Genomic DNA, 21,235 nt, shown 5'->3' on the forward strand with positions numbered 1-21,235 from the left:
GATCCTAGGCCCGCGTGCCGAAGTACCCTGCCGTCACGGCGATGAGCACCCCCTCCCAAATCTTCAGAGTATCCAGGCTCGGCTTGTCCGACATATTGGGGAGGATGACGAACTGAAAGAGCGTCTCGAAGAGCAACAGCAGCGTGGCGATGATGCCGAGCCAAGCGCGGATGGTCATGAATAAGGGACTATTTCGACCCAGGATGAAGCGCAAGAGCAATCCGCCGGCGAAGCCTCCGGCCAGGCAGGCGAGCAGGACCGGCCACTGGCCGATCTCGTCCGGGTTAGGTGTCAGGCGGGTTGGGAGCCGCTGCGGGTCCTTGTACAGCACATAAGCGATGACGGCGATGCTGCCGCCGACGAAAATAAACCGCATCAGCCAAGGTAGAAAGCGCTGGGTGTGTAACTCGGAGAGCGGCTGCGAGGCAAAGGCCAGGAAAACCATCGACAGTAAAAAGAAGTGGGCTAGGGGCACGCGCAGCTCCGCATCCGACGGATACAGCAGCACGATCCAGAAAAACGAGCAGATCAGCACCGAAAGGAAGCCGCGCACCGTACCCACCGGCAGGCCGTAGGTATGGTACTCTTGCCCATGCGGTGTCGTGGTCATGGCCTCTCCCCCTGCTGGCGGCTCTGGAAAGAACCTCTCTCACTATATCAAATTCGCTCCGCCGTAGGTTTTCTTTTTCGTCAGGGTCCAGGCGAAGGCCGCCGCCTCGCTCCGCCTCGATCCGCCCGCCTTTTTGCCCCGATCAGCTTACGCCGGAAACAAGCGGTGGAGCGGGATGGGATAGGGGCCGAGTTTGCCGCCGTAATTTCCCGCAGAAATCCGCACCACTCCCGGCTGGCACGCTGCGGTGATCCCCACCCGCATGGCTTCCTCCACGGCTGCCAGACTCAGCCCGTCGATGACAATCTCATATACCGCGTTGACGCCCTCCGGCAGCCGGCTTGCCACGCCGCCGCGGAGCGTGGGACAGTAGGCGTCGTTGGTGCTGGCTTTGAGCGCCTTGTACTTGCTCCCCACTTTGCTGCCGCTCCGCACGATCCCGCCGGGAAAAGGCAGGATCACCTCCGGAACTCGGCGGATGGCCTGCACCGCGGCTTCCGCCGCCGCGAGGGCTGCTTCCTGCGACCGCCCCAAAATGAGGAAGTTGCCCCCAGCCACCCCCTTGACCGTCCCGAAGGTCTCCTCGCAAAGAAACTCCCCGTCCATCGTGGGGATGCGCCAGTAGCGCTTCCCGTCCAGATACTTGCTGAGTTGCCAGCCGTCGCCAAAATAGCGCAAGGCGCCGCCCACCTTGATCGACCGCGCCGGGTCGATCGGCAGGCCGTTGTAACACGCCGTGGTGGCACACGTCAGCACGCACTGAGCCACCCGGTTGACCACGGCCTTCTGCAACGCATCCCGGCTGAAGGCGAACAGAAGCAGGCTGACACCGGGCCGTCCATCCGGCGTTTCCTGGGGGGATAACTCTCGCTCCAGGCCCGCTTCCGCATCGCATCCAATCACCGACGTCGCGTACCCCGTGGCGGCCTGAGCAGCAATCATCGCCCAGTGCGGCGACTGGGCCGTGATGATCAGCCGCGCGGCTGTCATCCCGAACGCTTCCGCAAATGTGTCCTCGATTTCTACCCCTTGCACAATTCGCATGGCCGCTTCCCGAACCGGTCCGGGAGTTGAGGGAGTCGTTGTGGCGTTCATCCTTTGCTTCTCGTTGGCGGGATCACTACTAACATAACGATACGAGGGAAACCTGGGAGATTGCCCCGATGCCTAGCCGCTACCTGCTCATCCCGATCCGCTCCAATAAACAAGGAGTGCAGGTCAATGTCGGCAAGGAGGGACCGGAATACCAGTCCCTGGTGACGGTGCTGACGATGCATCCGGAGGACGTGCGGGAGGCGGGATTGCAAGCGGGGCAGCCGGTGCGCGTGCGTACCGTCCACGGCGAGGCGGTGTTCGTCTGCCAGGAGGGAAATGTGCCACGCGGGCTGCTCTTCGTGCCCTATGGTCCGCCGACCTGCCGCCTGATGGGGGGAGAGACCGACGGTACAGGCATGCCGACCTCCAAAGGGTGGGAAGTGGAGCTGGAACCGCTTTCCTCCTCCGAAGTGCTTCACTCGGAAGCCGGGACGATTCCCGGTGCCAACGGCTGAAGAAGAATAATGAGGCATAGGGGAACCTTGGGAGGAAAAAGCCTCATGAAACCGACCGATCCGCAACTGGCCGCGCAGGAACAAGCAGGTTCGGCAGCGTGGGAGCAGATCGCTCCGGGACGTTTCATGCCTCGGCGTATTCGGGGCAGCTTCCGGGGCCGAGCTTTGGGGTGAACCTTCGCCCTGCCGCCGTCCCGTGCGGACGTCCCCACCGAGGAAAGCTCCCCGCTGCACCGGCTCCCCTTGGCCCTATCCTACCCTGCGGTTAGCGATGCGCTGATGGGGCCGGATGATAGCACTCCAGCGGAACTGGCTTCGCCTTCCTGAAGGCTGAAACCTCATGAATCCAACCCCCAAGGACGCACCGATGGAACTGACAGTGGTCAAAAATGCGGTTTGCACCTTCTGCGGCTGCGTTTGCGATGACATCGAACTCCACGCTGATGGCCAGCGCATCGTCGAAACCAAACGAGCCTGCATCCTGGGGGAAGCCTGGTTCAAGCATCACACGGCGGAAAAACTCTATCCTCCCGCTCTCATCGACGGCCAGGAGGCCACGCTCGACGAGGCGATTGAGCTAGCCGCTGACATTCTCCACAAGGCCGACCTGCCGCTCATCTACGGCCTGAGCAACATCACCTGCGAAGCCCAGCGTGAGGCAGTCTGGCTGGCCGAGACTGTCGGCGCCGTCATCGACAGCCACACCTCGCTTTGACACGGCCCCACCGAAATCGCTGCCCAGTTGGGTGGCAAAGTCTCATGTACCCTGGGGGAAGTCAAAAATCGGGCCGACCTGATCATCTATTGGGGAGGCAACCCGGCAGAGTGCCATCCCCGGCACTTCACCCGTTACACGCTGACCCAGAAGGGGAAATTCACTCCCCGCGGGCGTAAGGACCGCACGATGGTCCTGGTCGATATTCGGGAAACTCCTAGCTCCAAGGCCGCGGACATTTTCCTCCAGGTCCGGCCCGGCAAAGACTTCGAGGTCCTCACGACCTTGCGAGCCTTGATCAAGGGCCAGCCCGTGGATGCTGCCGCGGTGGCGGAAACTGGTCTGACTCTAGAACAGTTGCAGGACCTAGCCCAACGCATGAAAACGGCCCGCTTCGGCGTCCTTTTCTTCGGCATGGGCCTGTCCATGACCCGCGGCAAGCACATGAATAGCGCCGCGGCCCTCACCCTTGCGGCGGAACTGAATGCCTTCACCAAATTCGTGGCCATGCCCATGCGGGGTCATGGCAATGTCACCGGAGCGGATGTCGTCCTCCGCTACACCACGGCTTACCCCTTCGGTGTGTCCCTCTCCCGCGGCTATCCTCGCTTCAACCCCGGCGAGTTCTCCACAATCGACTTGCTCGTGCGCGGAGATAATGACGCTACCCTGGTCCTCGGTGCGGATCCCGGTGCCACCATGCCCCAACCCGCTATCGAACATCTCCGCCGCACACCCACCATCGTCCTGGACCCCAAGGTCACGTACACCAGCCGCCTGGCACGCGTGCACATTACCACCGCCGCCACTGGCATCAGCGCGCCAGGGACTGTCTATCGCATGGATGAAATCCCCTTGCCCTTGCGGCCCATCCTCCGCTCGCCTTATCCGACGGACGAAGAAGTGGTCCGCCGCATCCGCCAAACCATTCAGCAGCGCCACGGCGGCTTCCTCCCCACCGCTGACCATCTCCAACTCGCTTGATCGATTGCCCCTCTCCAACTCGCTGAGCGATCCTATACTCGCGGGATCGATTCGCCCCTGGGGTTGTGTTTCCCTGGGACGGGGCCAGCTTTTTTCGTTTTTTCATTGCCGCTCCCAGGCGTTCGGATTAGGCTTTCCTTCACCGTATCCCCCTAACTTCTTCGATTTCCTAACCTGATGCCAGGAGTGTGACCATGACGCCACGACGCCTCTTCCTGTGGGTGCTGGTCTGGGTGTGGCTGGCCCCGCCACTGCGAGCTGAAGTCGAGCCTCATCCCATCTTTTCCGACCACATGGTTCTCCAGCAAGGCACGCCCTTGCGGGTGTGGGGGAAAGCCAAACCCGGAGAAAAGATCACCGTGCGTCTGGAGCGGGAAGGCCAGCCTGTGGCCACGGCCATGGCGACTGCCGATGACAAAGGACGCTGGAGTGTGGAACTGCCTGCTCAGAAAGCCGGCACCGGCTTCACCCTGACCGTGCAAGGACAGAACACCGTCACCTTCAAGAATGTGGCCGTGGGCGAAGTCTGGATCTGCTCCGGTCAATCGAACATGCAATGGGAGCTGTGGAGACTCACGCGGAATGATCAGGGGAAGAAAGTGGCGGCCCAGGCCAAGCATCCCAATATCCGCCTCTTCACCATGCCGCGCCGCCCCGCTCTGACCCCTCAGGAAGATTTCCCCGTCTTGAAGATCAAAATGCAACGTGACAAGGAATATGACGTGGTCTTCGGCCAATGGCAGGAATGTACCCCGGAAACCGCCTATGAGTTCTCGGCAGTCGCCTACTTCTTTGGCCGCGATCTGGAAAAAGCCCTCAACGTGCCCATCGGCTTGATCGCTACCAACTGGGGCGGTACCGTCTGCGAAGCCTGGACCAGCCTGGAAGCCCTGGAGAGTGTACCGGACCTCAAATACCTGGCCGATCGCGCTCGCCAAGCCCAGCAAAGCCCGCCGCAGAAAAAAGGCCTCAATCCCAACATTCCCACGGTCCTCTTCAATGGCATGATCCACCCCTTGCTCAAGTTCCCCATCCGCGGCGCCATTTGGTACCAAGGTGAGTCCAACGCCCCGCGTGCCTACGAATACCGCACCCTCTATCCCACCATGATCCAGGACTGGCGCAAACGCTGGGGGCACGACTTTGCTTTCCTCGGCGTCCAGCTTGCTCCCTATTGGGATGGCAACTCTGAAGGCGTCCGCTATGCCGAGCTGCGGGATGCCCAATTGCATGCCACTCGCGTGCTTCCTAAAGTCGGCCTGGCGGTCATTACCGATGTTGGCGAGGAAAAAGACATCCACCCGCAGCAGAAGGAACCCGTCGGCGCCCGCCTCGCCCTGGCCGCACGGGCCTTGGCTTACGGAGAAAAAATCGTCTACAGCGGTCCCATCTTCCGCGAAGCCAAATTTGACGGCAAAAAGGCCATTCTGAGCTTCGACCACGTCGGCAGCGGATTGGTGGCCAAGGATGGACCCCTGGTCGGCTTCACCGCCTGCGGCACCGATCAGGTCTTCAAACCGGCTCAGGCCGTCATCGAAGGCGACAAGGTCGTCGTCACTTGTGACGAGGTCGATCGGATTGTGGCTGTCCGCTACGGTTGGGTGAACTTCGCCAAACCCACCCTCAATCTCTTCAACAAAGAGGGTTTGCCCGCCTCGCCCTTCCGCACCGATGACTTCCCCCTGACCACGCAGGGCAAGCCAAAGAAGTGACCGCAGCGCCGACGGTTCCTCCGTGAACTGAAAAGCGGCCAAACCGCTAACGGCCTCCGTGAAGTCGCCCTCGTCCAACCGCTGCCTACCGACCTGGTGCTCCAGGCAGCGGTTTTTTTGCTGCCCGCCCCTTCGCTAAGGTTGTCCCCGGCGCCCTCTATCCCTCTCGTTCTCACGTTCCCTAGCAGCTTCTACGCCTCGCAGCAGTGTTCCTATCCGGCCATCGTTCAATAGTCCGATCCAGCATTCCGAGGAAAATCACATTTGACTTGCCTCGTTTTATAGGACATAATTTCACATAAACTTTCCCCATCCCGGCTAGATTCGGCTAAGGACAACGGCAACTCGGCGGAGTATAAGCCCTCTTGCCCTCAAGGAAGCCAAAAAGATAGCTCATGCGAGTGGAACAATTGGGACGGAAAATCCCAGAATTATAGGACTTTTCAGATTTCTGGAAAAAAAATGGAAAATTTTTCTTGACAGGCAGCGATTTATGGGACATATATACAGTAAACAGGTGATCAGTTGAGAGAAGACCTGGCCCCGTGGCAATGGCCAGTTTCTTCTAAGGCCCAGAAAGAGGGTTTGCTGGGCTGAAACCTGACAGATGACAACGAAAAGGAGGCAGAACCATGATCACGGCGAATGCGGCACAGCGCGGGAAAGCGGCAACCCAATTGCCAGAGCGGCGGGGGGCGATCCGGGGAGCACAAACCAGCCGGTGGGGAGGTCGCTCTGTTGGTCGGGGGGGAGGAAGCGAGGCGGGGCGGCGGCGCGGCCAACAGAGGGGGAATTATCCGGGTACGCCCGGAATGATGTCGAGCACGATTTTGCCGAAGTGGATCCCCCGGCGCATCGCTTCGAGTGCTGCGGGCAATTCCGGGAGCGGGAAACGGCGATCGATGACGGGGCGGAGGCGATGCTGCTGGAGGAAGACGAGCATGTCCTCGAACATTTTTCGGGAGCCGACGAAGATGCCCTGGAGCCGGACCGCTTTCATGAGGATCGGCATGGGGTCGATAGTTCCTCGGCCCGCCAGCACGCCAATCAAGGCGATGTACCCTCCGCGGCGCACCGCCCGCAGCGAGCGCTCCAGGGTGCCGGCACCGCCGACTTCCAGAACGATGTCCGCACCTTGTCCTTCCGTTTGTTCGCGGACCCACCGATCCCATTCCGGCACCGTGTGGTAATTGGCTGTGGCGTCCGCCCCCAATTGAGCAGCCCGTTCCCGCTTGTGTTCCTGGCCGGACAGCAGCAGCACGCGCGCTCCCATTGCTTTGGCCAACTGCAAGCCGAAGATGGACACGCCGCCCGTTCCCAGCAACAGGACCGTCTTACCCGGTCGGCATTCGCCGCTGATCAAGGCATTCCAGGCAGTCAAGGCCGCACAGGGCAGGGTGGCGGCGCTGGCGTAATCCCAATCCTCCGGCAGCGGCACAGCACCGGCCTGCTCGAGCAAGACATATTGGGCAAATGTCCCATCGCGATCGGCACCGAGAGTCGAGCGGGCCGCCGTGTCTGTCAGCGGGCCGTCCGCCCACTTCTGCATGAAGCAGCCGATGACCCGGTCGCCCACGCGGAAACGATCGACATCCGGCCCCACGGCGATGACTTCGCCGGCGCCATCCGAACCGAGGATGCGCGGCATCGACAAGCGAGGATTGTAGCTTCCTTCTACGATCAGAACGTCGCGATAGTTCACCGAGACCGCATGGAGCCGCACGAGAATCTGCCCCGCTGCGGGAACAGGAATCTCGCATTTGGTCCAGCGCAAATGCTCGGTTCCGAAACCGCCGTCGAGCACCCAAGCATGCATTGGCATCGCCTCCTCCGATTTCGGGGTGATTATAGGAATTGTCCTCTCGCGGAAGATGAGCCATGTGCTAAACTAGGACTTGGGCACCATGTCCTGCGGGAAGCACGCAGAGTTTTTTCAGGGACGTGCAGACCGATGGCGGACTCGACCGACTCGCTCAAACTCGACGACTATCTGGCTCGACTGCTGGCCGCCCTCGACTCCGGAGTCGAAGGGGGGAACAGTCACGCCCCAACCGTGGACCTTTCGGCTCGGCAGGGTCTGCCGTCGCAGGGAGGTCCTCAGGCTGAGGCGGCAATCCCCGTGTCTCATGAGGGATCACTGAGCGAGGTCATACCGGGTCCGGGGAATGCGGGCGTTCCCCTGCGTGTAGCGCCGGGGTCCCCCTTGCGTATTGGCCGCTTTGAGCTGCGCCGCCAGTTGGGCAAGGGGGGGTGTGGTATCGTCTTTCTGGCCTTCGATCCGAAATTGCAGCGGGAAGTCGCCTTGAAAATCCCTCGCCCCGAGATGCTCTTGAGCGCGGACGCCCGCAAGCGATTGATCCGAGAAGCCCAAGCGGCGGCGGAATTCGATCATCCGAACCTGGTGCCAGTGTATGAAACGGGCGAGTTCGGTCCGCTGTGCTACATCGCCACAGCCTTCTGTCCGGGTCAGACTCTGGGCCAGTGGCTGGAGAAACAAGCCTTCCCGGTCCCTGTGCGTCAGGCGGCCCGCTTGGTCGCCATTGTCGCCGAGGCGGTTCAACATGCCCACGATCGCGGCGTCCTCCATCGGGACCTCAAACCGAACAACATCATCCTTCAACCGGTCCGAGAGGATCCCCTGGCGGAAGAGCCTCCGGTCGGCTCCTGCCAACTCCGCGGAGAATACTTCATTCCGCGGGTCGTAGACTTTGGCTTGGCTAAGCTCATGGAACGCGGTGAGCCATCCGATACGCGTACTTGGCAGATTCTCGGCACGCCGAAATACATGGCCCCCGAACAAGCTCTAGCCAAGCATCGGGATTTAGGTCCGGCCGCGGATGTCTATGCCCTGGGTGCCATCCTCTATGAACTCCTCACCGGTTGTGCTCCCTACGACGGTGCGACGGATGTCGAAGTGCTCCGCCAAGTCATCGATGGGCAGCTCAATCCGCCCCGCCAAATCCGGCCGGACATTCCCCGAGACTTGGAAGCCATTTGCCTCAAGGCGATGGAAAAGAATCCAGGCCGGCGCTATCGCACCGCGATCGACCTGGCCGATGATCTGCGGCGCTTTCTCGATGGCAAACCCACAATCGCCCGGCCGCTCAATTGGCTGGGACGCGTGGCTCGCTGGGCACGGCGGAACGATCAACTCGTCGCCTTGATCATCGTCAGTGCCATCGCGGTTGTTATGATCGGTGTGGGTACTTGGTACATGGGGGAGACACGCCGGCTCAAAAACGACCAGGAACGGGCGCGATCCGACCAAGAGCTACGCGCCCGCTTGGAACGTCAACGGGACTATGCCCAATACATCTATGCCACTTTCCTCTCCCTTCGCAGCGGCAATCGTGATGAAGCCAAGGATTACTTAGAAGCGGCCCGGATGATTGCGACGTACCTCAACGAACCTCTGGACTTTCCCTATCGCCACCTGAGCCGCCTGGTCCAGCTCCCACGCCAGGATATTCCTACTTTCGCAAACCGTGTCACTGCTTTGGCGGTTTCCGCGGACCTCCGCTACCTCTGCTGGGCATATCCCGATGGTACCCTCACACTCTGGGACATCGCCCAGTCCCGACCCGTGCAAACGTGGAAGCATACCACCCAGGAGATGCAGAATGCTGGGAAAACCTCGCTCCACCTCGCGTTTGTGGGACCCCAGTCCAAAACCCTGCTGGTGTGCAACGAGACGGCGGAGGCGCCCCACCTCAGCGTCTGGACCCTCCACTCCGAGGGTACGATGGCCCCACTTGCGAATCTTCCCGCCGTTTTCCAAAGCCCCTGGCTCCGTTGTGCGACCAGTCCCGATGGCCGTTTCAGTTGCGTCGAACATCGTGACGGCACTGTCCTCCTCTGGGATTGGTTCGAGCAGAAAGTGGCGGCGCAAACCCGCTGGCCTCAGAGCGTGAAGGAGATGCATGTGCGCACCCTGCCCTCCGGTTGTGAGGTGGCATTCGCCACCCGTGATGGAACAGTTGGGCTGTGGGATGGCCGTTCGCCCCCGCGGATGTTGCCTCCCCTCGATAACTCCTCACGCATCACCTCTCTCGCCTTCACAGCGGAGGGCAAAATTGCCTTGGGCAGCAACACCGGCTTATGGATTCTGGAGAAAGGTAAGCAGTGGAAGCAGCAGGGGAACTCGCCCGTTCGTTGGGTCTTTTCTTCCCCCCACGGTCTGTTGACTTATGTCAAGCCAGGGCGGTTTTCTCTTCAGCAGGAAGCCCGATTCTGGGAATGGCCCGTGGTGGAACATGGCGAGATCACGACGGCCGCACTCGATGCCAACGGGCGCTTGCTTTGCACTGCCGGTGAAGACGGCTTCGTGAGACTCTGGCGGATTCCCGGAGATCCCCACGAGCTGGGGGTTTTACAAGTTCCCCTCATCCAGGGTGTGTTCGTATCTGAAGAGTCTCCCCAAGGCGTGTTGCTTGATGCTCAGAAACGGTTTTTTCCTCTGGCTGATTCTCAGAATGCTCCTCTGCCCTCGCCCTCGCTCCCGATCCTCGATGCTTTCCTGACGCAGGACGGTTCCCTCCGAGTCTTTCTAGCGGACGGCTCCACGATTCGCGACGAGCAATGGACAGGCCCAAAGCGGCGGCTTGTCCGCCAGTGGCGCCTTCCTCCGGCAGCGCAAGTGCGTTGGGCCAAATTCTCCAGGCCGGCCGGCCACCTTCTCGCGGCTGATCACTTGGGCCGGCTGTACCTGTGGAATACCGCAGACGTACCCTCCGCAGCCCCGTCGATCATCGAGACCTCCAGCGGCAAGGTTGTGGCTGAAGCAGTCCTGGCTCGCGACGCTTCGTTGCTGGCAGCTCGCTGGGATCGATCGGCGATCAGCATATGGTCCGTGGCGGAGAATAGTTGGAAGCTCACCTTGTCCATTCCCGATGCGACCGATTTTTGTTTCGTGGAAAATAGCGGTTTTCTAGCGACGGCGGGCGAACGAGGGGCCATCCGCTTGTGGTCGCTGGAAAGCGGCCGGGAGGCGGCCACGTTCCTGGGACACATCGGTGCTGCCACCTGTCTTGCGCTGTCTCCAGATCAGCGCACTCTGATCAGCGGTGGAGCCAACGGCGAGGTAATTTTCTGGGATTTGCGAGCACAGCGGGAAGTCTTTCGTCAGCGCCGCCACGATGGACCCGTGCGCCACATTCGCTTCGCCAATCGAGGGCGCTGGCTCATCACCGCCACGTCCGATCAGGTCGCCCTCTGGCAAACTAGCGAATGATCACTTCGCGGTTGATGTGGATGTGGAAGGAACAGACAAGGGCTAAAAAAATTCACAATCTCACGAAAAAATTCGGTCGCTGAGGTCCTCCGTTTAAGGTTCTGTCGCTCTGGTCCGCTGTATTATTCCATGTTTCTCCTGCGCACGCGTGGTGACTCCGCGATGGGGCACCCACCAGCTTCACGCTGAAAGTTGATCCTAAAAGCGAATCCCGGCGGTGAGTAAGAGATTCACGTTATTGAGATCGCCCCCAAGCGGCGGCACGATGTTGGTCCAGTCATAACCCCATTCGACACGAAGGCCGCTGAAGAGAATGCAGCCGCCGAAAGGGACCTCGAGCGAGCCGTGGGCTGCCAAGTAAATGCCATGTGTGACATTCTGCCGTCGCGCATAACCGTTGACCTGATTGAGCGGAACCACATCGACGTGTGCGGTGCCCCATCGGCCTCCCACTTGCCCTCCGATGCGAACATTCCACCCTTCTTGCAGCCCGTTGGCGGCGGGGCCCCACAGCCACCAATCGCGGCCCAGAGCAAAATTGAAATTGGTGCGATGCAGACCCCGGATAGCGCTGAGAGTATAAAGGTCCGGTTGGGGAATCACCCGGCCCGTGAGCGGATCGCTGCGCGGCGGCTGACGAATATCCAGGAAAACCGGCTCCTGCTGCTCCCCGCGATTGTAGGTGTAACTCAGACCCAAATCGACAACCCAGGCCGCATCGTGGGTCGGATTGAAAAACAACGTGCGTCCACCGCCGCCGACCACCCAACCGACGTTGAGCCGCCCCACAAAATCCCCGGAGCCGAAAGGGAGATTAGGACCCGTGTACGTATAGAGTTCATACCCAATACGCCCATGCTTGCCGAGGGGGCCGCAGCACCCTGGACCTTCGGTGTAGTACGGACTCGGATAGGAACCCGGAGGCAAGGCCGGCGGGGAGATGACCGGAGGTTCAGTCCACGTTCCGGAAACAGGATTGGTGTTTGGGGCGGGAAGCGAATCGCCGTTGACGGCATCCCAAACATTCGGAACCCGAACCATCCCACGGCGAGAAGGAAAGCCACCGGCGGAAATCACCTCGTTGTGGCTGGACTCCTGAGCCAACGCTTCTGGCACGCGATAGGACGAAGGTAGATCAGCAGGAGTGACTGAGGGAATGTAAGCGGAAACGTCTCTTCCAGCCGGAAGGACTTGTCCCCAAACCGAGGTCGTAAGGACGAACAGCCCTGCGAGACAACCCAGAACACGCATGCCGCCCATACTCTGCCTCTTTCGTGTGGGTTTGTATCCCCCGTGATGGAGGCATACTAACCGATGTTCAGTTTCATCGGCGCAGAAAATGAGCAACTTCACTTTTTTGTCGATCCGGCGGACTTCGTAAAATACTTGGAACGGCGGGATAATACGAGTAATGAGGGGAATAGGGGGGAGTTGTTGTAAGGTAGGTTCCCTCACGGCGTTTTCGCGGGTGCTAACGCCGAAGTCGTATCAGATGGATTCGATAATGGGAGAGTGCTTGAAAGAGAGGGGAAGGAAAAGGTCCAACACAGGGCTGGCTCTTATTTTGCCGAGACGCCCAGAGTTGTGAGCATGAGGAAGGTCCCAAAACCGGCTCTTCCCGCTCCGAGGGTGAGGTGATCCATGCGCGTTCAGGAAATACGAGACCTTGAAGAGGGCGTTCGCTATCTACTCGAAGGTATCCGGTTGGCGCGAGTAGTTCCTCCGCCCCAAAAGGCCGCCATCGTTGATCAGGCGCTCGATTGGGCCGCATGGCTGGTCGCTGGAGGTGTTCCCCTGCCGCCGATGAGTTTCGTGCTGGATGTCGGCCAAATAGCCTCAGGACGTTTCTGGAGTGGCCGACAACGGGGTGCCGGGTCAGACTTTGGGCCAGACAAGCGTTTGGTACAAGCCTATGAGGACCGCTTGCTGGCGCGCCTCCCTTTAGACCCTGCTTTTGATCGAGCCGCCTCGGCCATCGCACGTTACCCTGAAGCGGAACGTCCCAAAGCCATTGCTTTTCTACTCAAGCAACTCGCGGCTCATTTGGAACTGGGAGGCGCCCATCTGTCATTGGAAGCCATACGGCGGCTGCAAGCCCGAGTGGAACAAATGGACCTATCCCAGATACTGGGAGAATATCAGTATGATCATATGTCACAATTGATGAGTGAATTATATACGGATTTGATACAATCTTTGCGGCGGGTACCTCTCTTGCTCCCGTGGGAGGATGTTGCGGCCTTGGAAGACCGCTCCGCGTTAGGCGGAATGGCACAATTCATCGCCTTGCGGCAGATTCGGCAACTGGTCTCCCTTTGGGAAAAAGCGATCAAGCCTCGTCCTCTCCGGTCGCGAGAGAGACGCAAGAATTGGACCACCCGTCTGTTGCAGGAAGATCAGTATCCAGTGGGTGGATTCGCTTCCATCGCCACGCGTGGCAGCATGGAGAGCCTCTTGCATTCTCAATTGGTGTACATGGAGAGAGAAAAACCCGATCTCTTTGATATTAAGTTTCTTCGCAACGAATTACTCTATTATTCACGTGATGAAAATAATTTTATAATAAATAGACGTGTATATGTATTTATTATCGATTATATAATCAATCTACGCTTCAAAGATTTTGAGTTACCATATGAGAGAATAATATTATTGCTCTCTTGGATTGTAACGATTATCCAGTGGCTAAACGAGCGCCTCACCGATGAAGCCATCAATTTTGAGATAAGATTCATCAAACATAACTCTCCTCACAAATATATCAAAGACACTTCTAGCTCTGAGGAACGTTGGGAGGAGCAAGGTTGGCTGGAGTTGCTCCTGAGGGATTGGATTGAACGGGGCGCGGCACGAGTGAGCGTCACGGACTCTCTCGATTCCGTGGTAGGAGAGTTGAAACAATGGAGCCACCGTGCGGATGTTTATTGTTTATATATGACTTCCAAGGAACAGGCAGAGAAGCAGAAAAAGGAAGAGGAACTATCCAAGGTCCAGGGTATCATGTTCACAAGCATGTGGATGGACGGTCCGTATCCATGCATAAGCATGGATCAGGAACAAACGAAAAGGGATGATATTAAGCCCATGGTAGCGTGGTCGCAAGCCCTGAATCGTTTGTTAGAACAATGGATATAGGATGTACAATGCCAGATATTTATACACACTATTTTATATATGATGGAGGCTTTCGTTATTTCACTGGGGATGCTGCGGTATGTTATGATGCCTGGTGAGCCGCTATGATTGATGTGCATATTCATGTCACACCACCGAATCTGCCCGCCGCCGGACCTCTCGCTCCCATCTTGTGTGATTCTCCCGAACGGATTGCCACGGTTTTACGCCGGGAAATGCGTCATGCCGGGATTCGCTTCGCCTGTGCCATCGGCTGTTGGAGCGCGGGCCAGCCAGAGGACCCCTTGGGCATCGCGGCGTCGCTAGCGGTTGCCGCTCAGACGCCCGGACTGCATGTCATCGGCGTGGCTGATCCAACATGGACTGATCCCTCACAGCTCCAAAAAGTCGAACAGATCCTGGCGCAGGGAACCGTCGTAGGCCTTAAGCTCTATTTGGGATACCTTCATTATGAACCATCACATCCTCATTATCGTCCGTATTATGAACTGGCGGCCCGTTATAATCTGCCGGTCTTTCTACACACGGGTGACACTTTCTCGCCCAAGGCGAAGCTGAAATTCGCCCATCCCCTCGGCGTGGACGAAGTAGCGGTGGATCATCCGGAGGTGCAATTTGTTCTCTGTCATGTAGGCAATCCGTGGATGCTCGACGCGGCAGAGGTGATTTACAAGAACCTCAATGTCTGGGCCGACCTTTCCGGTTTATTAATCGGGGATGAGCAGGATTTCGCGGGGGAAGCGATGCAAGAGCAGGCCGCCGAACTGGCCGCCCGCTTAGTCAAGGCCATCCGTTACTCGGAACGTCCCAATCGGTTCCTCTACGGCAGTGACTGGCCATTGGCACCGATGCTGGCGTACCGGAGTATTTTGCAGAGGATCCTCCCGCCTGCCTGGCATGAGTTGATCTTCGAGGAAAACGCCCGCCGCCTGTTCCGCTGGAGGTGATCGCTAAGAGGAATCGTGATCCGGCCTGCCGCCCGTTGCTGGCTCCGGTTCTGAGAGCTGCCCGTATCCCGTCGAAACCGGGTTTTTCTCATGCTCGCCCGCAGTTCGTGACGACGTAATGCACTGCGGGTGTCCGGGAAGCCGCGAGCCGATATAATGGGAGTGATCGTTGAAGAAAGATTGTGGTGGACTCGGCCTCGTCGCCAAGTGGTAAGGCAACGGTTTGCAAAACCGTCATTCGCCGGTTCGAATCCGGCCGAGGCCTCTGACAACAGGCAGCCTACCTCTGGTCACTTTCCCTGCTTTTCCCCCGCGATGGTTCCTGGCATGGGTTGCATTATTCCGGCGAACGTTCCGGTTGGCTCCCCTGGTTGTCTGGACTTGCCGATTGGCTCGATGTGGCGGTTGAGCTTTGGCCGCGGACCGGAGTTAGGCAGCCTAAGATACCGGGATCAGCAAAGCTGACCGAGAAGCCGTCATGAATTGAGATGAGTTCTTCTGTACACCACACGATACCTTGCGAAAACAAGGGACTTTCCGCATGTCTGCTGTTCATTCGTTCCTCTCTTGTTCCCCACCGTCCGGCAATGTCTGCGTTGTCCGCTGCGTTGCCCGGCGGAAGTGCTCATCCCTCACCTGTCAGTAGTGCGCCTCGGCAAGGGCGGGAGTGTGGCCAAGCCAGCTTGTGACTACATAAGGGGGAAACTCCTGAATCAACTCTGTTGCCCGGCTGCTTCGCAGATTGGCAAACATCTTGGGCCGGGCCGGTATGCCCGCACGGACGATGATCACCCGGCATGCCCTGAAGATACATGCCTCCATCCGCCGCACCCCTCACGCCCCAAACGCCAGAAGAACCTAAAGCGGGAAGTGTGAGAGGTGGAGCCAAAGCGGTGGAACCGCTCCCAAGGGAAGGAATTGGGATGGGGAGTGAGATAGGGCAAGCCGATAAAAATGGACTTTCACTATCGGCTTTTCCGATAGCTATTCTCCCCTCAGGAATGCCTGAATCTGTTCCCAGTCCCTGGGTCGCTGGGAGCGGTCCTACCGCCAGAGGAAGGCGGGGATGCCCGCCGCTGGGAGCGGTCCCATCGCCCGCAGCTCCGCCAGCCATTCCTCTTGCTCCGGTCGCAGCCGCCCGCTGTCGCTCTTCAGCTCGGCGAAGGCGAGCCGCTGGGAGCGGTCCCACCGCTGCCGCTGGGGATGCACCAGCACCAGTTCGGGAAAGCCTGCGCCATCCGCCGCCGCAGGCGTGAGCCAGCCGCCTTACCCCTTGGCTAGTCAGCACAACGGGGCCGCTACTGCTCCTGGCCTCCTCTTGAGCCTGAGCTTTACCTGGCTGCTATACTGTTCCGAGTTGCCCATCCTTAGAGTTGATCACATCCTAACTGCTTACGCACATGCCGCAACCACTCCACCTCCGTCAGGCCATCTGCACGAGTATAATACTCACAACCTAAATCCACGGAGAAAAATTTGTGGGGATCTTCCATTTGTTCCATCAAAGGAATCACCTCGTCCAGCTCTTTGCAGACTGTTCGAATCTCATCAGGAGTATGTTCACTTATAAAAGCGGCTATTGCTGCATCAGGACTTTCATAATCATCCAGAAAATCCTGGTGAAAATAGCCTGCTAGGAATTGCCAAAGATGGGGATATTTTTCCTTGGCTCTCATAGGGATTCCTCCGGTCATTGATTCTAGTTGTCTTGGAAAAGCTGTATGAATGCGATAACCTGTTGGTAAGGATGGATAACGTCTCAGGATGATTCGTACTCCTCAGACATTGATCAACTCTTTCGTGCAAAGCAGACTCTGACTAGTTACGTCACGCATTGTCACTTCTAGGATTAATCGCTTGCCCGATCCGGCCAACCAGGTTCGGACCTCGCTGGCTCGCATTTCCAAAGCCTCGGCGATCACCCGTTCGGCAGTTGCACGATCCGGGAAGGTGGAGGCTGCCTCCATCCTTGGGTTTCGAGCCAATCGTTGAGCAAGATATTCTAGCTCTTTGGCGACGTGTCTTGCTATGGTATGTCCTCCGGCAGCCTCATGGGCTTCCAGACCGCCACCGGGCACAAGGCGGCTGGCCGCTCCTTCGAGGGCAACTCCGGCTTCTGGGCCTGAATCGCTTGCGTTGGGACAGGAGGGCGTGGTGCTGCCACGTTTGAGCCAGCGGCCTCGGCCTCGGCGGTCGCTGCCGCTGTCGCTGGAGCACGCGGAGTTAGCGCTTGACTAGTCGCTGGGGTGGACGTGGGTCCTGGTCGAGGTGTCAGCGACACTTTAGCGAGACCGGCGGTAGCACCGCCGATTACAATGCCGATGCCCGTATCAACGACGAGCTGCCCACAATCAATCTGCCCACGATCAATCGCCTGTGATACGACACTGTTGGTAAGTCCCCCAGCACCCCCACTGAGTGCACCAATACCTATGACGGCCAAGGCCGAGGGATCGCCCGTGCCTGCTCCTACCACAGCGCCGAAGATCGCACCGGACACTGCACCTCCTGAAGCGGCTCCTGCTACCCCACCCCAAGTGATCGGCTCGCCCATGAGGGCATGGTAACCGACATATCCAACCACTCCGGCAACAGCTCCGACTACAGCCCCGATAGCTGCGGCCAACCAACTTGACAGCAGGCCACTCGGATCGAGGGAGTTGATCGGGTCATTGCCGACGGGGCGGTAGAGGTTGACATCCCCGGCGGCGTAGGAGAGCGGATCAAGGCTCGTCCAGCGGCCGAGGGTGGGAGAATAGTCGCGGAAACGGAAGTGGTACAGGCCGCTGGTGGCGTCGAAGCGGCCGCCCTGGTGCAGATAGACCCAGGCGAAGACGCTGGCCGCCAGGACGTTCCAGCCAACATCAGCACCGTCGGTTGGCCGAAGGGGTCGTAGATGTAACGTTCGACAACATTCCCACTGTCATCCACCAACGCCGTCACATTGAAGTTGGCGTCCTGAGCCACCCACAAGCGCTCGTCCAGTGTCCCATCGCCGTCGCTGTCCCGATCGCGGAGGATGAGGGCATCAACGTACACCGGACTCCACACATACTGCACCGTAGTGCTGCCGCCGACCCGCTCCTCCAACACCTGCCACTGGTCGGAGTAGTAGAAGTCCATGGTCACCCCGCCGACCGTCTCCTGCACCCGCCGATGCAGGCCGTCGTAGGCGTAGCTCTTCAGCGTCGCGCCCGCGGCGGACCCGAAGACGCCGACCGGCCTCTGGGATCGCTGCTCGCAAGGGCGGGAGCGAAGGCCGAGGACCAGGGGCGGTGTGTGCGTGATGATCTACTTGTTGATGCCGACGACAACGCCGAGGATGCCGACGCCGAGCCCACGTCGCCGTTCCAGACCATGCCCGTCGCAATCCAGCCCGCACAGGCAAAGCGGCTGCCGGTGCGTTCCTGGGGGCAGCCAGGGGCGTTCCTGATGCCCTGGCGGGGCATTTCGCACAAGCACTCGTCCACGAAGTCCAGACGCCCGCCGAGAAGTCCAGACGCCCGCCGAGACGGTTTACGGCGATCACGACGGCTCAAAACGCCGCTAGTTTCGCAACACCAAAGGCGAAGGCGAAGCCGGCTCGTGGTCGCCGAGGGCGTGGCGATAATTGCCGTTATCAGCTCAATGGTGGGGTTTTGGCGTCAAAATGCTGTCTACTTTTCGCCAGCAAGGGCGTCGGGACTGGTGCGATAAGGTTTGGCGTCAGCGTGGTCGTCAGCGTCGAGCGGTCGGCGTAGCAGAATTGAGAACTCGGAAATGCGATTGAAAAAACCTAGGGGCAAGGGTGGTCAGGCCGCGCCTCTGGCAGCAGATGCACTTCGCTTTTATATGCTGGCATCGACTTGCACGATGTCATTACCAAGCAGCAAGCGAAGCTGGTTGCTAATCTCCTTGAGCCTTTCCATTGGCACACGGAAGGAGATTTCGATTGTGTCATCGACAGACATATCGGCAGCCGCTTGGGGGTCAAGTTTCAGTACAAGTCGGCTCTCCTGCAACTGTGCTTTTACCACGCCGCCGTAGCGAGAGTGCCTCTGATCGTCAATCTCAATGTACAGCGTGTCGTGTCCCAATTCCAAGTCCCGTTGGGAAGGCTCAAGGTCCTTCTGCAACAAAACATACCGACTTGTCTTGAACTCATCATCAGCAAACCCAAGCATAGCTACATCGTCCTGGGTTTGGTAGGTAACGCAGGTCGCCGCAAACCTCATTGCCACTCTCCGTTCAGTTCCCCGCCGTCTAGGTGCGTGTCACCCCGTTTTCACGCCATCGGTAGATGATCGTTGCCCCCGATTCTCTGGCAGCCTGATTCATAATTCCCTTGCACGTAGGACAGGGTGGCCTTTGACCAGTAATAATCGTAGTCTCCCCACGTTGCAGCGGGATGTTCCGTATAGCTCTAGCTTCAGTGTGACTCGCCAGCGTGTTCCTTGGGAAGCCAAGGGCCTGTTCTTCCGGCGTCATATTCCCGCTGACGATACGCTCGTGATGCCGAAGTCGGCCCGAAGCGTCTCTTACCATGATGTTGGCGTTGTGGTGGGCGGGATCGACACCACGAGACCCCAGACGTGGGACGGGACTATTTGTTGGAGCATTGTACTCATTATGCGCCCAGAGGGCAAATCCCCACGTGCTGTCGCCGACGAAGTAAGTGTGATAGTCCGCAACACGGAGATTGTACAGCTTCTCCTGCCGTCCGGTCAGCCGCAGCGCTGTGACCGCCACGCTCTCATGGGGGTCTAAGCCTACGATTCGGTCGCCCGGCTTTAGCTCTCCCGCCGCCGTCCAGCCCTTGCCAAGGACGTAGAAGGAATGCTCCTCCGTCGTGCCGATGGTCCGCCCGCCAATGCACGAGCTACCACCGTCAATGACGGTGGAGCTTCAAAACACTTGAGCTTTTTCTCTTTCAGCGTTTGGTTTGGCCAATGTCGCAATTACTTTGGCTAAACATTACGCCAGATATTGCTTCCATGATAATATAGTAGGGAATATAATCTCTAATTATTTTATTGATTCGATTTATTGCTTAAATCTGGAATTTGTACCATTTTTTCCAATTCCGGGATAGCAACAAGTATATCATTCAATTCTTCTGGATAGATATTTAACCAACTCAATCTCTCGTGAGCAATCGATACTAGCCACGGATTATTGCAACGATACAAGCATAAATCTTCTGGAAGACTTGGCTGAACCCATTGATATAGTCCTGTAGTATGATTCAAAATTTCTTTTAATACACTCTCCGTAAAATTTAGGTAAACGATGGTGGCCACTTGATCTATCAAATTAGTACCCGGCCATTCGGATGCAATGTCTATTCTCTTTATATTTTCTTTGGTATGAATCAAAAATTTATGCCCGCCGGAATCTAAGCCTAAATCAAATCGTATAACGAAAGATATATAATCACAGTACCTGTATGCATAATTTAGGATTCTTGAATATATATTATCTCGTGGCTCTTCAAGTATATCATATTCTGTTAGTTCATTATCATTCATTTTATTTCACTCCTATGACTGGCATATAGTCTACTGGTCATATGTGTATATGTAGGAAATTTACTTTTTTACGATGTATATGTATCTCAGGACCCCGGAATAGTACATTGTATTCTTTGGCCATTTCCTTAATATCTCCACATCATCCATCGTGACTTCTCTCTTTTTCTGTTCCTTCGCTAGCTGGATTAAAGCGTCTTGATCGGGATTAAATTCCTTAACATCTTTGTACGCATTATGCGCCCAGAGGGCAAAACCCCAGGCCGCATCGCCGACGAAGTAGGTATGATAGTCCGCAACGCGGAGATTGTAGAGCTTCTCCTGCCGACTAGTCAGCCGCAGTGCCGTGACCGCCACGCTCTCACGCGGGTCCAAACCTACAATGCGATCACCCGGCTTCAGCTCGCCTGCCGCCGTCCAACCCTTGCCAAGGACATAGATCGGATGCTCCGCCGTCGTACCGATGATCCGGCCGCCCACTTCCAGCTCTAGCATCAACCCCACCCGCTCGAACGTCTCCTCCACCTTCTTCCACGCCAACGGCCCGCTCGGATCATGCTCGTCCCGTGACAATACCTCGTCATCAATCGTGATCTCATCAATCCGCCGCCACCCCTCACCCCACGACCCCCGCGCCAACAGCTTGACATCTCCCGTGAAACAGGCCTTGAAAAGCTGGGTGAAGTTGAGGACTGAACCGGTGGCATCCAACGCCGCTGCGAGATAATTCCCCTGCTCCCATTGCTCCTGGGCACTCAACAGCCCGCTGACACCTTGGGCGGCATTGATCGCCCGCACTCCCCAGCGCGCCGACGTGACCAACCCACAGGGACTGACAAACGTAG

The 21,235-nt window shown here is 58.1% G+C and carries 19 protein-coding genes, 1 tRNA gene and 3 pseudogenes; 9 read left to right on the forward strand and 14 right to left on the reverse strand.

The features are described 5' to 3' along the window. Positions 1-4: 4 nt before the first annotated feature. Entirely contained in the window at positions 5-610 is a 606-nt protein-coding gene (locus H0921_RS05435) for a hypothetical protein (protein ID WP_194537015.1), read from the reverse strand. Positions 611-757: 147 nt separating this feature from the next. Continuing rightward, positions 758-1,705, reverse strand: coding sequence for a formylmethanofuran--tetrahydromethanopterin N-formyltransferase (gene fhcD / locus H0921_RS05440; RefSeq protein WP_194537016.1), 948 nt, complete (start codon positions 1,703-1,705; stop codon positions 758-760). A 68-nt stretch (positions 1,706-1,773) separates the two neighbouring features. On the opposite strand from fhcD, the gene H0921_RS05445 reads away from it, so the two are divergent. The 5 genes and pseudogenes from H0921_RS05445 (at position 1,774) to H0921_RS05460 (ending at position 5,571) form a co-directional block, all read left to right on the forward strand. Beyond that, complete coding sequence (locus H0921_RS05445) at positions 1,774-2,160, forward strand: molybdopterin dinucleotide binding domain-containing protein (protein ID WP_194537017.1); 387 nt, start codon at positions 1,774-1,776, stop codon at positions 2,158-2,160. Between the two features lie 45 nt (positions 2,161-2,205). After that, complete coding sequence (locus H0921_RS18130; RefSeq protein ID WP_261345449.1) at positions 2,206-2,334, forward strand: hypothetical protein; 129 nt, start codon at positions 2,206-2,208, stop codon at positions 2,332-2,334. Positions 2,335-2,527: 193 nt separating this feature from the next. Then, a complete protein-coding gene (locus H0921_RS05450) occupies positions 2,528-2,875 on the forward strand; it encodes a molybdopterin-binding domain-containing protein (RefSeq protein WP_194537018.1) in 348 nt (115 codons plus the stop codon). Positions 2,876-2,887: 12 nt separating this feature from the next. Further along, positions 2,888-3,859, forward strand: a pseudogene (locus H0921_RS05455) (formylmethanofuran dehydrogenase subunit B); the annotation flags it as partial. A 194-nt stretch (positions 3,860-4,053) separates the two neighbouring features. Then, positions 4,054-5,571 (forward strand): sialate O-acetylesterase, encoded by a 1,518-nt coding sequence (locus H0921_RS05460; RefSeq protein ID WP_194537020.1) that lies wholly within the window; start codon positions 4,054-4,056, stop codon positions 5,569-5,571. 793 nt (positions 5,572-6,364) lie between these two features. On the opposite strand, the gene H0921_RS05465 is transcribed toward H0921_RS05460, so the two are convergent. After that, positions 6,365-7,393, reverse strand: a complete 1,029-nt coding sequence (locus tag H0921_RS05465) for a zinc-dependent alcohol dehydrogenase family protein (RefSeq protein ID WP_228499033.1) — start codon at positions 7,391-7,393, stop codon at positions 6,365-6,367. 129 nt (positions 7,394-7,522) lie between these two features. Between H0921_RS05465 and H0921_RS05470 the strand changes: the two genes are divergently transcribed. After that, a complete protein-coding gene (locus H0921_RS05470) occupies positions 7,523-10,801 on the forward strand; it encodes a WD40 repeat domain-containing serine/threonine protein kinase (protein WP_194537021.1) in 3,279 nt (1,092 codons plus the stop codon). A gap of 198 nt (positions 10,802-10,999) precedes the next feature. Here the strand turns inward: H0921_RS05470 and H0921_RS05475 are convergent, their stop codons facing one another. Then, positions 11,000-12,061: a hypothetical protein gene (locus H0921_RS05475; RefSeq protein WP_194537022.1), complete on the reverse strand. Its 1,062-nt coding sequence runs from the start codon at positions 12,059-12,061 to the stop codon at positions 11,000-11,002. 381 nt (positions 12,062-12,442) lie between these two features. Between H0921_RS05475 and H0921_RS05480 the strand changes: the two genes are divergently transcribed. From H0921_RS05480 to H0921_RS05490, 3 genes are all read left to right on the forward strand, one after another. Further along, positions 12,443-13,936: a hypothetical protein gene (locus H0921_RS05480; RefSeq protein WP_194537023.1), complete on the forward strand. Its 1,494-nt coding sequence runs from the start codon at positions 12,443-12,445 to the stop codon at positions 13,934-13,936. Between the two features lie 104 nt (positions 13,937-14,040). Then, on the forward strand, positions 14,041-14,883 hold the full coding sequence (locus H0921_RS05485; RefSeq protein ID WP_194537024.1) for an amidohydrolase family protein: 843 nt from the start codon (positions 14,041-14,043) through the stop codon (positions 14,881-14,883). Between the two features lie 193 nt (positions 14,884-15,076). Then, a tRNA-Cys gene (locus H0921_RS05490) sits at positions 15,077-15,148 on the forward strand. A 374-nt stretch (positions 15,149-15,522) separates the two neighbouring features. On the opposite strand, the gene H0921_RS05495 is transcribed toward H0921_RS05490, so the two are convergent. From H0921_RS05495 to H0921_RS05540, 10 genes and pseudogenes are all read right to left on the reverse strand, one after another. Further along, positions 15,523-15,705 carry a hypothetical protein gene (locus H0921_RS05495; protein WP_194537025.1) on the reverse strand — a complete coding sequence of 61 codons (183 nt, stop codon included), beginning with the start codon at positions 15,703-15,705 and terminating at the stop codon, positions 15,523-15,525. Positions 15,706-15,927: 222 nt separating this feature from the next. After that, a pseudogene (locus tag H0921_RS05500) lies at positions 15,928-16,107 on the reverse strand (VRR-NUC domain-containing protein); the annotation flags it as partial. Between the two features lie 143 nt (positions 16,108-16,250). Next, complete coding sequence (locus H0921_RS05505) at positions 16,251-16,559, reverse strand: contact-dependent growth inhibition system immunity protein (RefSeq protein ID WP_194537026.1); 309 nt, start codon at positions 16,557-16,559, stop codon at positions 16,251-16,253. Between the two features lie 102 nt (positions 16,560-16,661). Continuing rightward, complete coding sequence (locus H0921_RS05510) at positions 16,662-16,961, reverse strand: RNase A-like domain-containing protein (protein WP_194537027.1); 300 nt, start codon at positions 16,959-16,961, stop codon at positions 16,662-16,664. Beyond that, the gene (locus tag H0921_RS17780) at positions 16,910-17,467 is read right to left on the reverse strand and encodes a hypothetical protein (RefSeq protein WP_228499035.1); all 558 of its coding nucleotides are present in this window, start codon (positions 17,465-17,467) and stop codon (positions 16,910-16,912) included. The genes H0921_RS05510 and H0921_RS17780 overlap by 52 nt, the downstream gene beginning before the upstream one ends. A gap of 114 nt (positions 17,468-17,581) precedes the next feature. Then, positions 17,582-17,731 (reverse strand): annotated as a pseudogene (locus tag H0921_RS18480) (RHS repeat-associated core domain-containing protein); the annotation flags it as partial. A gap of 979 nt (positions 17,732-18,710) precedes the next feature. Then, the gene (locus H0921_RS05520; protein WP_194537028.1) at positions 18,711-19,097 is read right to left on the reverse strand and encodes an Imm10 family immunity protein; all 387 of its coding nucleotides are present in this window, start codon (positions 19,095-19,097) and stop codon (positions 18,711-18,713) included. 28 nt (positions 19,098-19,125) lie between these two features. Continuing rightward, the gene (locus H0921_RS18300) at positions 19,126-19,755 is read right to left on the reverse strand and encodes a polymorphic toxin-type HINT domain-containing protein (RefSeq protein ID WP_315851854.1); all 630 of its coding nucleotides are present in this window, start codon (positions 19,753-19,755) and stop codon (positions 19,126-19,128) included. Between the two features lie 137 nt (positions 19,756-19,892). Then, the gene (locus tag H0921_RS05535) at positions 19,893-20,390 is read right to left on the reverse strand and encodes a hypothetical protein (RefSeq protein ID WP_194537029.1); all 498 of its coding nucleotides are present in this window, start codon (positions 20,388-20,390) and stop codon (positions 19,893-19,895) included. A 60-nt stretch (positions 20,391-20,450) separates the two neighbouring features. Then, positions 20,451-21,212: a Hint domain-containing protein gene (locus H0921_RS05540; protein WP_194537030.1), complete on the reverse strand. Its 762-nt coding sequence runs from the start codon at positions 21,210-21,212 to the stop codon at positions 20,451-20,453. Positions 21,213-21,235: the final 23 nt, after the last annotated feature.

Source organism: Thermogemmata fonticola, from assembly GCF_013694095.1.
Classification (GTDB): domain Bacteria; phylum Planctomycetota; class Planctomycetia; order Gemmatales; family Gemmataceae; genus Thermogemmata; species Thermogemmata fonticola.